The 14,387-nt window shown below is 72.7% G+C and carries 9 protein-coding genes, 3 tRNA genes and 1 pseudogene; 5 read left to right on the top strand and 8 right to left on the bottom strand.

Annotation, left to right across the window (positions count from 1 at the left end):
* Positions 1 to 349 precede the first annotated feature (349 nt).
* Positions 350 to 1,447: a phosphatidate cytidylyltransferase gene (locus tag AAHZ94_RS14440; protein WP_502964672.1), complete on the bottom strand. Its 1,098-nt coding sequence runs from the start codon at positions 1,445 to 1,447 to the stop codon at positions 350 to 352.
* Here AAHZ94_RS14440 and AAHZ94_RS14435 point away from each other — a divergent pair.
* Positions 1,383 to 2,681, top strand: a pseudogene (locus tag AAHZ94_RS14435) (sulfatase-like hydrolase/transferase); the annotation flags it as partial. The gene AAHZ94_RS14440 and the pseudogene AAHZ94_RS14435 overlap by 65 nt on opposite strands.
* Positions 2,682 to 2,916: 235 nt before the next feature.
* Here AAHZ94_RS14435 and AAHZ94_RS14430 read toward each other — a convergent pair.
* The 4 genes from AAHZ94_RS14430 to purS all read right to left on the bottom strand — a co-directional run bounded on the left by AAHZ94_RS14430 (position 2,917) and on the right by purS (position 7,287).
* A complete protein-coding gene (locus AAHZ94_RS14430) occupies positions 2,917 to 3,759 on the bottom strand; it encodes a sterol carrier family protein (protein WP_349993269.1) in 843 nt (280 codons plus the stop codon).
* A gap of 335 nt (positions 3,760 to 4,094) precedes the next feature.
* Entirely contained in the window at positions 4,095 to 6,368 is a 2,274-nt protein-coding gene (gene purL / locus AAHZ94_RS14425; protein ID WP_349993268.1) for a phosphoribosylformylglycinamidine synthase subunit PurL, read from the bottom strand.
* Complete coding sequence (gene purQ / locus AAHZ94_RS14420; RefSeq protein WP_349993267.1) at positions 6,365 to 7,045, bottom strand: phosphoribosylformylglycinamidine synthase subunit PurQ; 681 nt, start codon at positions 7,043 to 7,045, stop codon at positions 6,365 to 6,367. Before purQ ends, purL begins: the two co-directional genes overlap by 4 nt.
* The gene (purS, locus tag AAHZ94_RS14415; RefSeq protein ID WP_176163165.1) at positions 7,042 to 7,287 is read right to left on the bottom strand and encodes a phosphoribosylformylglycinamidine synthase subunit PurS; all 246 of its coding nucleotides are present in this window, start codon (positions 7,285 to 7,287) and stop codon (positions 7,042 to 7,044) included. The genes purQ and purS overlap by 4 nt, the downstream gene beginning before the upstream one ends.
* A gap of 344 nt (positions 7,288 to 7,631) precedes the next feature.
* On the opposite strand from purS, the gene AAHZ94_RS14410 reads away from it, so the two are divergent.
* From AAHZ94_RS14410 to AAHZ94_RS14395, 4 genes are all read left to right on the top strand, one after another.
* A complete protein-coding gene (locus AAHZ94_RS14410) occupies positions 7,632 to 7,949 on the top strand; it encodes a histone-like nucleoid-structuring protein Lsr2 (RefSeq protein WP_349993266.1) in 318 nt (105 codons plus the stop codon).
* 208 nt (positions 7,950 to 8,157) lie between these two features.
* Positions 8,158 to 8,232, top strand: a tRNA-Gly gene (locus AAHZ94_RS14405).
* A 72-nt stretch (positions 8,233 to 8,304) separates the two neighbouring features.
* A tRNA-Gly gene (locus AAHZ94_RS14400) sits at positions 8,305 to 8,377 on the top strand.
* A 599-nt stretch (positions 8,378 to 8,976) separates the two neighbouring features.
* Positions 8,977 to 9,049: transfer RNA gene (locus AAHZ94_RS14395), tRNA-Gly, on the top strand.
* Between the two features lie 276 nt (positions 9,050 to 9,325).
* Here AAHZ94_RS14395 and AAHZ94_RS14390 read toward each other — a convergent pair.
* The 3 genes from AAHZ94_RS14390 to AAHZ94_RS14380 all read right to left on the bottom strand — a co-directional run.
* Positions 9,326 to 10,240, bottom strand: a complete 915-nt coding sequence (locus tag AAHZ94_RS14390) for a phosphoribosylaminoimidazolesuccinocarboxamide synthase (RefSeq protein ID WP_349993265.1) — start codon at positions 10,238 to 10,240, stop codon at positions 9,326 to 9,328.
* 135 nt (positions 10,241 to 10,375) lie between these two features.
* Positions 10,376 to 11,947 (bottom strand): N,N-dimethylformamidase beta subunit family domain-containing protein, encoded by a 1,572-nt coding sequence (locus tag AAHZ94_RS14385; protein ID WP_349993264.1) that lies wholly within the window; start codon positions 11,945 to 11,947, stop codon positions 10,376 to 10,378.
* 734 nt (positions 11,948 to 12,681) lie between these two features.
* Positions 12,682 to 14,387, bottom strand: a 1,706-nt coding sequence (locus tag AAHZ94_RS14380) for a hypothetical protein (RefSeq protein ID WP_349993263.1), incomplete at its 5' end; no start/stop codon positions are given.

Here is a 14,387-nt window from a genome sequence, read left to right as displayed (position 1 = left end):
TCTTTAATGTTCCGGCGACTCCGGAGTTCGAGCGCAGGTCTCCCTGCTCCGTGCTCCGTGCTCCGTGCTCCGTGCTCCGTGCTCCGTGCTCCGTGCTACAGGCAAGCCCACCTCCCCCACCACCACAACCGCCCCCGACACCCCCTCACCCCACCACACCCCACGTACCGCCCGCACCCTGCGCTCCGCCCGCCCACCTCACACAAGCCACCCACCCCCGCCCCATCCCCCACGCGCAGCCCCCTCCACCCACCACACCACCCCCACCCAAAGCAAAACCGGCCGCCACCCCCAGCAATCTGCCAGGCGCGGCGGCCGGTCTCGGCCGTGTGTGGGGCGCGTTGGGCGCTCAGCCCGAGCCGACGAACATCACCAGCAGCAGCCACACGACCGGCGCCGTCGGGAGGAGGGAGTCGAGGCGGTCCATGATTCCGCCGTGCCCCGGGAGCAGCGACCCCATGTCCTTGATGCCGAGGTCACGCTTGATCATCGACTCACCGAGGTCGCCCAGCGTGGCGCTGATGGCCGCGGCGAAGCCGAGGATGAGCCCCTGCCACCAGGCCCCGTCGTCGACCAGGTACTCCATGCACAGCGCCCCGGCGACCATGGCGAAGGCCACGGCCCCCGCCAGCCCCTCACGCGTCTTGCCGGGGCTGATGCGCGGGGCGAGTTTGGTCTTGCCGAGCTTCCAGCCGACGGCGTACGCGCCGGTGTCACTGACCACGGTCAGGATGAGGAAGGTCAGTACCCGCTGCGGCCCGTCGTCGTCCGCGGCGAGCATGAGGGCGACGAAGGTGGCGAGGAACGGTACGTAGAAGGCGGCGAAGACACCGGCCGTCACGTCCCGGAGGTAGTTGTCCGGAGGCTCCGTCATGCGCCAGATGAGCACCGCGAGGGCCGTCAGCGCCATGGCGATCCAGGCCCCCTGGGCGCCCCGCAGGTACCCCGCGACCACCATGGCAGCGCCGCCCACTGCCAGAGGGATGAGCGGCGCCCGGATCTCCTTGCGTTCGGCAAGGCGTGAGGTCAGCTCCCACAGGCCGACGACCACGGCGACCGCTATCACGCCGACGAAGAGGACCTTCTTCACGAACAGCGAGACGACGATGATCGCGCCAAGCCCGAGGCCCACTCCTATCGCGGCGCGCAGATCGCGTCCGGCGCGCTTCTTCTGCGGCGCGGCTGGCACGTCGGGGTGCTCCCTGGGCGTTGTGTCTGCATCGCCCCGTGCCGGCTCGTGAGCAGGCTCCGAGCCGGGACGGGGGGACGGGGCGGAGTCCTGCTCGTCGCGGAACAGGGGGCCCCGGCGCCCCGCGGCCCCCCGGGGGGGGCGGCGGGCCCCCGGGGGGGGGCCCGGGGGGCGCGGGACGGATCGGGAGGGCGGCGCAGAGCGGGAGTTCGAGGCCGCCACCGGCCGGCACTCGCGGCGCCCCAACATCCTGTTCATCCTCGCCGACGACCTCGGCTGGGCCGATCTCTCCTCGTACGGCTCGCCCGACATCCACACCCCGCACCTGGACCGGCTGGCCCGCCAGGGCGTGCGGTTCACCCAGGCGTACTCCGGCTCCGCGACCTGCTCCCCCACCCGGTTCAGCCTCTACACCGGCCGCTACCCGGGCCGCGCCAAGGGCGGGCTCGCCGAGCCGATCGCCGACAAGAGCGTCGGGCTCGACCCGAACCACCCCACGCTCGCCTCGCTGCTGCGCGACACCGGGTACGCCACCGCTCTGATCGGCAAGTGGCACTGCGGCTACCTGCCCGACTACAGCCCCACCGCCTCCGGTTGGGACGAGTTCTTCGGCAACTTCGGCGGCGCCCTTGAGTACTACTCCAAACTCGGACTGAGCGGCGAGTACGACCTGTACGAGGGCGACGCCGAGTACAAGGACCTGCGCTACTACACGCGGATCATCACCGAGCGGGCCAGCGAGTACGTACGGCGCGGGCACGGCGGCAAGCCCTGGCTGCTCAACCTCAACTACACCACCCCGCACTGGCCGTGGATCGCCGACGGCGACGAGGCGGAGAGCGCCCGGCTCACCGCCCGGATCAGGGCGGGCGAGAAGGGCGTGCTCAACCACCGCGAGGGCGGCTCGCTGGCCACCTACCGGAAGATGGTGGAGGACCTGGACCGCTCGATCGGCACGGTCCTTGCCGCGCTGCGCGACTCCGGCGAGGAGCACAACACGCTGGTCGTCTTCTCCAGCGACAACGGCGGCGAGCGCTGGTCGTACCAGTGGCCGCTGTCCGGCAACAAGTTCACCCTCGAAGAGGGCGGCATCCGGGTCCCCAACATCGTGCGCTGGCCGGCCAGGCTGCGCCAGCACCAAGTCAGCCACGAGCCGCTGGCCACGTACGACTGGACGGCGACGCTCCTTGAGATAGCCGGCGCCCGGCCGCACCCGGCCTACCCGCTGGACGGCACCAGCCTCGCCGGCTACCTGCTGCGCGGCCAGCGGCTGCCCGAGCGCGACCTGTTCTGGCGGGTGCGCGGCGAGCGCGCGCTGCGCCGCGGCGACTGGAAGTACTACCGCGGCGCCGACGGCCGCGACAAGCTCTTCCACCTCGGCGACGACCCCCGCGAACAGGCCAACCGCGCCACCGTCGACAAGGTCCGCCTCGCCGGGCTGCGCACCGCCTGGGAGAAGGTCGACGCGACGCTGCTGCCGTACGAGGACTGAGCGGCGGGGGGCGTTCGGGGCCGCCCGGGGCGGACCCGGGGACTGCCCGCGGCGGTCGCGGCCACGCGCGCGCGGACGCGTACGGGACGCATCCGGGGCGCTCCCGGAGCGGTCCGGCTTCGCGCGCCCACGCGCGCGGGGCCGAGGGCCACGGTTGGTCCGGGTGCCGTTCCACCGGCGGCGCTTCGCGCGCCCACGCGCGCGAGGCCGTGCCGGTGAACGCGCCCCGCAGCCGCTACCCCAGCACCGGCAAGTACTCCGCCAGGTCGGCCCGTTCACCGCTGGCGCTGACCGTGGCCGCGTCCAGTTCGTGGGACCAGGGGGTGCGGCCGGTGGCGAGCCTGAGCCAGGTCAGCGGGTCGGTCTCGACCACGTTCGGCGGGGTGCCGCGGGTGTGCCGGGGGCCGGCCACGCACTGCACCACCGCGAACGGCGGCACCCGCAGCTCCACCGAACCGCCGGGCGCCCGGGCCGCCAGCGCATCGGCCAGCAGCCGGGTCACGGCCGCCAGCGCCTGCCGGTCGTGGGCGACGGCGGTGCCGGTGGCCGCGGTCAGGTCGTCGCCGTGCACCACCAGTTCCAACAGCCGGGTGACGAGGAAGTCGTCCACCGTCATCCGCCCGAACCGGGTGCCGACCAGGTCCGTGCCGGCGGCCGAGGCCACCGCGGCGGCCAGCTTGGCCGCGCCGACGTCGAACCGGGCCAGCAGTTCGGCCGGCTCGTCGGCGCCGGCCAGGTCGTCCGCCTCCGCGACGGCGGCCTGCGCGATGTCCTCGGCCTGCGTGCCGAGCACGGCCACGTAGCCGCGCAGGTCCAGGTCGGCGGCCGTGCCCGGCGGCGCCGGGTCCGCGGCCAGCCGGCGGGGCAGCGTCTCCAGGCAGACCGCGACGTGCACGATCAGTTGCCGCACCGTCCAGGCCGGCAGCCGCGACGGTGCGGCCAGCAGCGGCCCCGCGTCGGGCGCCGCGCACAGCACCGCGACCGCCTCCCGCACGGCTCTCACCTGCCCGTCCAGTGCGGCCCGCACCTTCTGCGGGTCGTAGCTGCGGGCACGGGGTCTACGCGAAGCGGAAGCCATGCCCGCCAGGGTAGGGCCAGGACACCGCGCGGCACCCTGCGCATCCTCGGCCCCGACCGACCCCGACCGACCTGTACGACCCGTACGACCCGTACGACCCGTACGACCCGTACGACCCGTGCGCCAGCAGGCCGTACACCGGAACCCGTGCGCCGGAAGGCCCGTACGCGAGGGCCCGTACGCCGGAACCCGTACGGCAAGGACCCCGTACGGCTAAGACCCCGTGGCCGGGAGGCCGTACGCGAAGCCTCGTGCGCCAGGAGCCGCCCACGCCGAAGGGCCCGTACGAACCATCCGTACGGGCCCTCCCGGCTCGATCAGTCAACCGTCGGTGCTCAGACGAGCAGCCCCGGGATGGTCGCCTCGTGTGCCTCGCGCAGCTCCGTCAGCGGGATGCTGAACTGGCCCTGCACCTCCAGCGCGTCGCCGTCCACCACGCCGATGCGGGTGGCGGGCAGGCCGCGGGCGCCGCACATGTCGGTGAAGCGCAGTTCCTCGCTGCGCGGCACCGCCACCACGGCGCGGCCCGCGGACTCCGAGAACAGCGCGACGAACGCGTCGTCGACCGCCGTGCCGGACGCCGAAAGGCCCTCCGGCAGCACGATCCGGGCGCCGTGCCCGCCGCGCAGGCAGGACTCCACCAGGGCCTGCACCAGACCGCCGTCGGACAGGTCGTGCGCCGCGTCGATCATGCCGTCGCGGGAGCCGGAGATCAGGATCTCGGCCAGCAGCCGCTCCCGCTCCAGGTCCACCTTGGGCGGCAGCCCGCCGAGGTGGTCGTGGACGACCTGGGACCAGGCCGAACCGCCGAACTCCTCGCCCGTGTCACCGAGCAGGTACAGCAACTGGCCCTCGGTGCCGAAGCCGATCGGCGTGCGGCGCGCCACGTCGTCGATCACGCCGAGCACCGCGACCACCGGCGTCGGGTGGATGGCCGCCTCGCCGGTCTGGTTGTACAGCGAGACGTTGCCGCCGGTCACCGGCGTGCCGAGCTGCTGGCAGCCGTCGGCCAGACCGCGGATGGCCTCCGCGAACTGCCACATGACGGCCGGGTCCTCGGGCGAGCCGAAGTTCAGGCAGTCGGAGATGGCGAGCGGCTTGGCGCCGGCCGCGGCGACGTTGCGGTACGACTCGGCGAGCGCGAGCTGCGCCCCGGCGTACGGGTCGAGCTTGGCGTACCGGCCGTTGCCGTCGGTGGCGATGGCGACGCCGAGGCCGCTCTCCTCGCTGACCCGGATCATGCCGGAGTCCTCGGGCTGCGCCAGCACCGTGTTGCCCTGCACGAAGCGGTCGTACTGGTCGGTCACCCAGGACTTGGACGCCTGGTTGGGCGAGGCGACCAGCGCGAGGGTCTGCGCGCGCAGCTCGTCGGCGGTGCCGGGGCGGGGCAGCTTGCCCGCGTCGTCGGCCTGGAGCGCGTCCTGCCAGTCGGGGCGGGCGTAGGGGCGCTCGTAGACGGGGCCGTCGTGGGCGACCGTGCGCGGGTCGACGTCCACGATCTTCTCGCCGTGCCAGTAGATCTCCAGCCGGTCGCCGTCGGTGACCTCGCCGACGACGGTGGCGATGACGTCCCACTTCTCGCAGATCGCCAGGAAGCGGTCGACCTTCTCGGGCTCGACCACGGCGCACATGCGCTCCTGCGACTCGCTCATGAGGATTTCCTCGGGCGAGAGCGTGGAGTCGCGCAGCGGTACGTCGTCGAGTTCGACGCGCATGCCGCCGGAGCCGTTGGAGGCGAGCTCGGAGGTGGCGCAGGAGAGGCCGGCAGCGCCCAGGTCCTGGATGCCCACCACCAGCTTCTCGGCGAACGCCTCCAGGGTGCACTCGATGAGCAGCTTCTCCTGGAAGGGGTCGCCGACCTGCACCGCGGGACGCTTGGACGGCTTCGTGTCGTCGAAGGTCTCGGAGGCCAGGATGGAGGCGCCGCCGATGCCGTCGCCGCCGGTGCGGGCGCCGTACAGGATGACCTTGTTGCCGGTGCCGCTGGCCTTCGCCAGGTGGATGTCCTCGTGCCGCATCACGCCGATGGCACCGGCGTTGACCAGCGGGTTGCCCTGGTAGCAGGCGTCGAAGACGAGCTCGCCGCCGATGTTGGGCAGGCCCAGGCAGTTGCCGTAGCCGCCGATGCCGGCGACGACGCCGGGCAGTACGCGCTTGGTGTCCGGGTGGTCGGCGGCGCCCATCCGCAGCGGGTCGACGACCGCGACCGGGCGGGCGCCCATCGCGATGATGTCGCGCACGATGCCGCCGACGCCGGTGGCCGCGCCCTGGTAGGGCTCCACGTACGAGGGGTGGTTGTGCGACTCGACCTTGAAGGTGACCGCGTACCCCTCGCCGATGTCGACCACGCCGGCGTTCTCGCCGATGCCGACGAGCAGCGCATCGCTCTCGGGTGCCTTCTCGCCGAACTGGCGCAGGTGCACCTTGCTGCTCTTGTACGAGCAGTGCTCGGACCACATGACGGAGTACATGGCCAGCTCGGCGCCGGTCGGGCGGCGGCCGAGGATCTCCCGGACCCGGGCGTACTCGTCTTCCTTCAGGCCGAGTTCGGCCCAGGGCAGCTCGACGTCGGGCGTCTCGGCCGCGTGCTTCACGGTGTCCAGGGTCATGCGGAGACCAACTTCCTCAGAATCGAGGTGAAGAACCCGAGCCCGTCGGTGCCGCCCGTGCCGACCTGCGGGTCGACGGCGTGCTCCGGGTGCGGCATCAGGCCGACGACGTTGCCGGCGGCGTTGGTGATGCCGGCGATGTCGCGCAGCGAGCCGTTCGGGTTGACGTCCAGATAGCGGAAGACGACGCGGCCCTCCGCCTCAAGTTCGTCCACGGTCCGCTGGTCGGCGACGAACTGGCCGTCGATGTTCTTCAGCGGGATGTGGATCTCCTGACCCTGGCTGAAGTCGCTCGTCCAGGCGGTGTTGGCGTTCTCCACGCGCAACTTCTGGTCCCGGCAGACGAAGTGCAGGTGGTTGTTCCGCAACATCGCGCCCGGCAGCAGATGGGTCTCGGTAAGGACCTGGAATCCGTTACAGATACCCAGGACCGGCATGCCCGCCTTGGCCTGTTCGATGATCGATTCCATCACCGGCGAGAAGCGGGAGATGGCCCCGGCCCGCAGATAGTCGCCATACGAGAAGCCGCCGGGCAACACCACGGCGTCGACCTGATGAAGATCCTTGTCCCGGTGCCACAGCGGAACCGGCTCAAGCCCCGCGATACGGACCGCGCGCTGACTGTCGCGATCATCGAGGGTGCCCGGGAACGTGACAACTCCCACGCGTGCGGTCACGACTCGACCTTTACGACGAAGTCCTCAATGACGGTGTTCGCTAGGAACGTTTCCGCCATCTCGCGGATACGGGCGAGGGCGTCGTCATCGACCGGTCCCTCCACCTCAAGTTCAAAGCGCTTGCCCTGACGAACGTCGGAGATCCCCTCGAAGCCCAGGCGGGGCAGTGCGCGCTGCACCGCCTGGCCCTGCGGGTCGAGGATCTCGGGCTTGAGCATGACGTCGACTACGACGCGTGCCACTGGCACTCCCGGTGGTGTGGTGCGGTGTGAGTTCTGGGGAGCAACCCCCAGGGACCCGAAGGCAGATGACATAACCCTACATCCCCCCAAAATCTACGCGCATAGATAAGGTGAACCCCCGGTCACGTTTAAGCATCGGCACGGCCGAACCCTGGGGAAAGTCGGAGGGAAAACGTATCGTCCCGATTGTCGAGAGACACGCGGAGAGAATTCCCAGGGCTTCACAATGCAATGCCCACCGCTGTACAAATGAAAAAGCATTGATCCCTTACCTCCGGAACCCATGCATCGCGGCGCTTCATCCAGCGAGTGCCAGGCGGTGCAGCCCGAAAGGACCGATATCCGTGGCACAGCGCGTAGTGGTCACAGTCTCTGACGACATCGATGGCGGAGAAGCCTCGGAGACGGTCACGTTCGGCCTCGACGGAAAGTCGTACGAGATCGACCTCAACTCTGCCAATGCGAAGAAACTGCGCGGCGCCCTCGCCCCGTACATGGAGGCGGGCCGCAAGCGCTCCCGCTCCGGCAAGACCTACCGGCGCACCGCCGTCGCCCCCGACCCGGCCACGGTGCGGGCCTGGGCCCAGTCGCACGGCATGGAGGTGCCGCCGCGTGGGCGCATCCCCAAGAAGGTCTACGAGGCGTTCAACTCGGCCGGCTGATCCGACCGGCCCGGCCGATCCGACTGGGGTCGCGCCCGCACGCGTCCCGGATTCGCCCGAGCGCCCCGGCGGTAACCACCGCCGGGGCGCCCCCGGTAAGGCGCCGCCCATCGCCCGCGAACCCGGAGTTGCATCGCACCCCCTTTGATCGGCTAGAGTCTGGAGCACGCCGAAGGGAACGGGCCGAAAAGCCCAGAACTTCGATCATGCGGGTGTAGCTCAGTAGTAGAGCGCCCCCTTTCCAAGGGGGAGGCGCAGTGTGCGATCCCTGTCACCCGCTCCACTGCTCAACCGGTCTATTCGATCAGGTAGAGTGGTCCACGCGCCAACCGGTGAAAGCTGGTCGGCGGCAAACGCGGACGTGGCTCAGTTGGTAGAGCATCACCTTGCCAAGGTGAGGGTCGCGAGTTCGAATCTCGTCGTCCGCTCAGCGAATATGTCGAAGGGCCCGGTCATCACGACCGGGCCCTTCGACATATGCCCGCGCGCGTTCCACTCTTCCTTCTCCGGTGCCGCTTCTTCCGGTGCCGCTTCTTCTGGTGCGCCTTCTTCTGCTGGCGCCTCTTCTTCCGACGTCTCAGGTTCTGGCGCCTCCGGCCCAGCCGGCCCTTCCGGTTCTGTTGGCGCTCCCCCGGGCCCTCCGTCCTTCTCGGCTCTTCCAGCCCTTCCGATATCTGCGCGTACGCAACCGCTATCCGCTCCTCGGGCAAACAGCCGGCAAAGGGGTTCCGGGGGCTGATCCGTCCGGGTGGGTGGGATGCGCGGGGGCCTGATCGGTGGGGTGGGTGGTTCGCCCCGCGGGGTGGGTGGTTCCGCGGTGGGGGTGGGTGGTTCCGCGCGGTGGGGGTGGCTGGCCGTTCGGTGGGGTGGGGGTGGGGGTGGGTTCCGGCAGCGCTGCGGGGTGGGTTGCCCGGTGGGTGTGGTGTGGCGGTGGACACATCGGCGGGTGTGGGGCGCCGGTGTGGCTTCGTTCGCCCGCAAGGTTGGCTATAGTGGGACGCGCACCACACGGAAACGTGCGGTTCATGCGGACGTAGCTCAGTTGGTAGAGCGCAACCTTGCCAAGGTTGAGGTCGCGAGTTCGAACCTCGTCGTCCGCTCGGTGAAGGCCCCCGGTCAGTGACCGGGGGCCTTTTGCGTGTCCGGGCATGCCCGGGTGGGCGCGTCCCTGGGTGCGGGTTGGGTTGCTCGCCCCGGGGTGGGCAACCCGGGGTGCAGGGTTGCTCGCCTCGCGGTGCGGGTGTCCGTGGGGTGTGGCGGGGATGTGGATGTGGCGGGGCGTGGGTGGGACTGGCCGCCCGGCCCTGGGTCTGGGCCTGGTGGGACTCTCCGCCCGGCCCTGGGGCCGGTGGGGCCGGGCGGGGGCCGCGGGGGGGTTAGGACCAGGTCAGGCCCGTGAGGCGCTCGTACGCCTCCACGTACTTCGCCCGGGTCTGGTCCACGACCTCGGTGGGGAGCGGGGGCGGGGGCAGTTCGCCGGTGCGGTCCCAGCCGGCCGCCGGGGAGGTCAGCCAGTCGCGGATGAACTGCTTGTCGAAGGACGGCTGGTCGCGGCCGGGCTCCCACACGTCGGCCGGCCAGAAGCGGGACGAGTCCGGGGTCAGCACCTCGTCCGCGAGCACCAGCCGGTCGCCGTCGTAGCCGAACTCGAACTTGGTGTCGGCGAGCAGGATGCCGCGCTCCCTGGCGATGTCGCGGCCCCTGCCGTACACGGCGAGCGTGGCCTGCCGCAGTTCGGCCGCGCTCTCCGCGCCGACCTGCCGGGCCACCTCCTCGTAACTGACGTTCTCGTCGTGGTCGCCGACGGCCGCCTTGGTGGCCGGGGTGAAGATCGGGGCGGGCAGCTCGGAGCCGTTCTGGAGGCCGGGCGGCAGGGCGAGGCCGCAGACCGTGCGGTTCGCCTCGTACTCGCGCAGGCCCGAGCCGGCCAGGTAGCCGCGGGCGACGCACTCCACCGGGGCCATCCGCAGCGCGGTGCAGACCACGGTGCGGCCCGCCCAGTCGGCGGGGGCGCCGGCGGGGAGGTCGTCGACGGTGTTCCAGGCCCGGGCCACGTGCCCCGGCATCAGGTCGGCGAGTTGGTCGAACCACCAGAGGGAGAGCTGGGTGAGGACCCGGCCCTTGTCCGGAATGAGGCTGGGCAGCACCCAGTCGTACGCGGAGACCCGGTCGCTGGCCACCATCACCAGTTCGCCGGCCGCGTTCCGGTACAGGTCACGGACCTTTCCGGTGTGCACGTGCACCAGGCCAGGCACCTGAGCGGGTTCGGGCTTCTCGATGAATCCGGACACGGTTCCTCCCGGTGGTTTTGTCCAAGAACCTCGATTCTCGCGTATCGGGTCGGACGCGGCCGACCTGGGCCCGCCCGGGCGGCGGATGCACCGCGGCCCGCCGGCGTGCGCCGCCGCACCGGGCCCGATCAGGGCTCAGTCGCGCTTGCAGATGCGGTCGAGGAGGTTGGCCGTGGCCCGTTGGATGCGGGCGTCGACGTGGCCGGGGCGGTCGAGCGCCGGGGACCAGGCGAAGGTGCCGGCCGCGAAGACCAGGGCGCCGCTCGGCGCGCGGTACAGCGAGGTCTCCTGGTGCCGGGGGGTGCCCTCGCCGTCCTCGTACGGGGAGTGGGCGAGCAGGATGCGGCGGACGTGCTGCGGGAGGCTGGTGCGCGGGAAGTAGCGGTCGGCCTCGCCGGCGACCATGCCGGGCAGTTCGTCGCCCTCACCGGCGCCCGTCGCCTCCCACAGCCAGTGGTCCGCGTTGCGCACCACCAGCGGGGCCGGTTCGGGCACCCGGCCCGCGTACTGGATGCCGATCAACTGCTGCTCCGGGCTGGCCACCTCGCGCCACAGCGCCGGGCGGCCCGGGCCGCGGCGCTTGCGGCAGGTCAGCAGCCGGTCCGGGCCGGCCGGCGACGGGGTCAGATCGACCTGCCAGTACATGGTGTTGGCGGACAGGAAGACCAGCGAGGTGCCGCCGTCGCGCGCCTGCTCGGCCTTGCGCCGCATCGGGACCGACCAGTACTCGTCGTGGCCGGGGAAGACCATGCCCCGGTAGCGGCCCGGGTCGATCCGGCCGGCGTGCAGGTCACGGGTGTTGGCGTAGCCGAGGTCGTAGCCGTACCGCTCGGCCCAGCGGATGAAGTCGTACGCGTGGCCGACGTGCAGCGGCAGCCCGGCGCTCGCGTACGGCCGGTCGAAGGAGAGCGTGGTCGCCGCGTCCTCCTCACCGAGCAGCCGCCCCTGCTCATCCCACGCGTGGTAGAGGCTGGCGCCGGTGCGGCCGTCCTCTGGGTAGAGGTTGTACGCCTGCCAGGTGACGTCGGGCAGGACCAGCAGCAGGTCGGCCGGGTCCTGGTCGCGCACCGTGAAGGGGATGTGGCTGCGGAAGCCGTCGCGCGTGGTGAGCACCGCGACGTACGCGCCGACCTGCCAGTACGAGGGGACCTGGAGCCGCCAGGAGAGCCACCAGTGGTGGCAGGAGACGGTGCGCTCGGCGGCGAGCGGGGCGGGTTGGACGATGCCGGCCAGCCGCGGGCTGGTGGTGATCTTCGCGGCGCCCTCGCCGCCGTAGTGGCCGATGCGGTAGATGTCGACGCTGAACTCCTGCGGCGGGTTGACCGTCACCCGGAAGTCGATGGCCTCGCCCGGTGCGACGGCGCCGGCGCTGGCGAACCCCTTGATCTGGCGCTGCACGTCGTCGGCCATCAGGGGGCCGCTGCGGTCGCCGGTGCGGCCGGTGCGCCGGGCGGCTGCGTACGCGCCCCAGCGGGCGTGCAGGCGGTCGTCCGCGTCCGTCGCCCGCGCGTCGTGGCCGCGGGGCAGCGGGAAGGTGGTCGCGCCGGGCGCATCCACGTGGTCGACGTACCAGGGCACGACGTGCCCGGTGTCGTCGAAGTAGTGCTCGCTCCCCCGCAGCCAGGGCAGTGGGCCCTGGCCGAACGGGTCCGAGACAGCGTGTGCGACAGCGCCGGACTCCCAGCGCCGGATGTACTCCGTGCCCACGTGCGCTCCCCTCCCTGCGTACCGCATCCGGGTCCGCACGACCGAGCGCGCCGTGCTGTCGGGTCGCTGCGGACCGGGCCCCGTCCGGGCGATCGTCACGCCCCGTCACCCGGCGGGCATCGTCGTCCCCGCCAGCCGGCCCCTGTTGGCCCCTGCGCTTTTCCCTCGAATGACAACGACTGATCCCAGCACATCACATTTCGCGCCCACACCGTCACTGTTCGTCGCGAAATGGTGTGCGGAACCGGCGGATCGATGCCCGGCGGGGCGCACACCCGCCCCTGCCGACGAGCACCCGCACGCCCCGTGTCCCCCGGGGCGCACGCGGTGGGGCGATAGGGGCGCAGAGGCACGGTCGGTAACGGGCTGGGGGTGTGCGGGGCTGTGAGCTCGCGGCGCTGGGAGGTGCGGCGCTGGGGTGTGGGGGTGGGGCGTCCTGGGGTGGCGTACCGGAGTGGGTGAGCGCGCCCTCGGGGGCTGCGGGTGGGTGCGCGGGGCCGTGCGTGCGGGCGCGGGGCCGTGCGTACGTGCGTACGAGGGTGAGGTGGGGGACGCGCGCGTACACGTGCGGGGCGGGGCCCTGGCCGGGTGGAGCGGGGCTGTGCGTACGCGGGCGGGGTGGGCCCGGTACCGGGTCAGGTGGGGCCGTGGCCGGGTGAGGCGAGGCCCTGGCCAGGGCGGGGCTCTGTACGGGACGGGGCCGGGTACGGGGGCGAGGCCCTGTGTCGGGTGGGTCAGACGAGGCGGATGGGCTTGTCGGGGCGGGCGCCGACGTCGTTGAGCCAGGCGCGGAGCGGCTCGGGGTCGCCGTCCTCGATGAGGCTGAGCACGCGGGGCGCGAGGTCCGTCCGGCGTTCGCCGTCGATCAGCAGGGTCGGGCCATCCAGCCAGTCGAGGCCGGGGGCGGCGCCCGCGGTGTCCATCGCGGCGCAACAGACCATTGCGGTGACGTGGTCGGCGAGCAGTTCGCGCCCCGTACGGGGCGGCTGGAGCGGGAAGAGCGGGGCGAGCCCGTCCAACCAGGGCTCCCCGCCGGCGCCCGCACCCGGTACGGCCGCCGCCGGCCCGTGCGCACCGGCCGAGGCCGCCGACCGGCGCTGCTCGGCCTCCTCGCGGGCCAACTCCGTGGTGAGCCGGGCCGCGAGCCGGTCGGCTATCGCCGCGGGATCGGCATCCGCCCCACCGGGCACGGCCAACTCCACGAACATCCGGTCCAACGTGGGCTCCACCCCGAGGTCAGGCCCAAATCCCGCGTCGGCCCCGGGGGCGTTGGCCTCCGACCTGGAGGTGGCCGAACCGAATGCGGCTGGGGCTGCGGTGGCGGCACCTGCCGCGGGGGTGGCTGGGGCCGGGGCATCGGCCTCCGGCCGGGAGGTGGCCGGGTTCGGGGTGGCCGGGTCTGCGGGGGTGGCTGGGGCCGGGGCGGCCGGGTCTGGGGCTTCCGCCGCCGGCGGGGTGGGGTCGGCTGGCGCGGGTCTCGTCGAGGTGGGCTCGGCTGGGGTGAGCCCCGCCGGGATGTGTTCCGTCGTGGTGGTCGGCTGCCCGGCCGGTTGCGGGTCCTGCGGTACGGGAGGTGGGGCGGGAGTGGCGTCGGTGGCCGGGGCGCTGGCCGACGGGGTCGTGGCCTGGCCGACCGGTGGAGTGGCGGGGTTCGGTCCCGCGGGCGAGGCGGTCGCGTGGGATCGGCCCGCCGCTGCGAAGGGCTGGGCGCTGGCCGACGGGGTCGTGGCCTCGCCGGCCGGCGGGGTGGCAGCGTTCGGGCCCGCCCGCGAGGCGGTTGCGTTCTCGCCCGCCGGCGAGGTGGTTGCGTGGCCCGGGGCCGTGGGTTCTGTTGAGTGGGGTGGCTGGGGGCGGTGGGCCGGGGGGAGGGTGCCGAGGGCCGCGTGCAGGCGAGCCGCATCCTGGCGCCACTTCCGGTCCACGACCTCCTCCGGATACTGCTCCCAGTCCACCGGGGACCACGCCGGGCTTGGCGTCGCGGGGCCGCCGTGGAAGAGGCGGGCCGCCAGCAGCGAGGTCGCCTCGTCGATGGCGCCCGGCTCTTCCAACAGGTCACAGGCGGGCCGCTCGCCCAGGCGGGAGGCGAAGCCCTCGGCGAGCCGGTCGCGGCGGGAGAGTTCGGTCAGCGCGGCCACCACGCCGGCGTCCAGCCGCGCCGGCCAGCGGCCCATCCGCCAGGCGGGCAGCGCCACCCGGGTGAGCAGCCGGTCCCAGCCGGCGTAGGCGAGGCCGACCTGTTCCTGGGCGACGATGCGCAGCCCGTAGTCCACGTGCTGCGCGCGCTGGGCGGCGGCGGCAGCCACGCCCCGCTCCATCTCGGCCGCGTGGTCCCGACAGGCCCGCAGCAACAGCCGTGCCACCCAGCCCACGAAGGCGTACCAGGGGCGCCGGACGGCACGGCCGGCGGCGGCCAGCGGCGCGCGGGCGCCCCCGCGCGGGG

This window comes from Streptomyces sp. HSW2009, assembly GCF_040240285.1.
In the GTDB taxonomy this organism is placed as follows: Bacteria; Actinomycetota; Actinomycetes; order Streptomycetales; family Streptomycetaceae; genus Streptomyces.
This window is presented reverse-complemented; position numbering and strand designations above follow the sequence as displayed.

Coding starts and splice junctions, on each gene's coding strand:
- purL (WP_349993268.1), bottom strand. CDS start 6,368: ATGACCCTGGACACCGTGAAGCACGCGGCCGAGACGCCCGACGTCGAG.
- AAHZ94_RS14430 (WP_349993269.1), bottom strand. CDS start 3,759: ATGGCTTCCGCTTCGCGTAGACCCCGTGCCCGCAGCTACGACCCGCAG.
- AAHZ94_RS14440 (WP_502964672.1), bottom strand. CDS start 1,447: ATGAACAGGATGTTGGGGCGCCGCGAGTGCCGGCCGGTGGCGGCCTCG.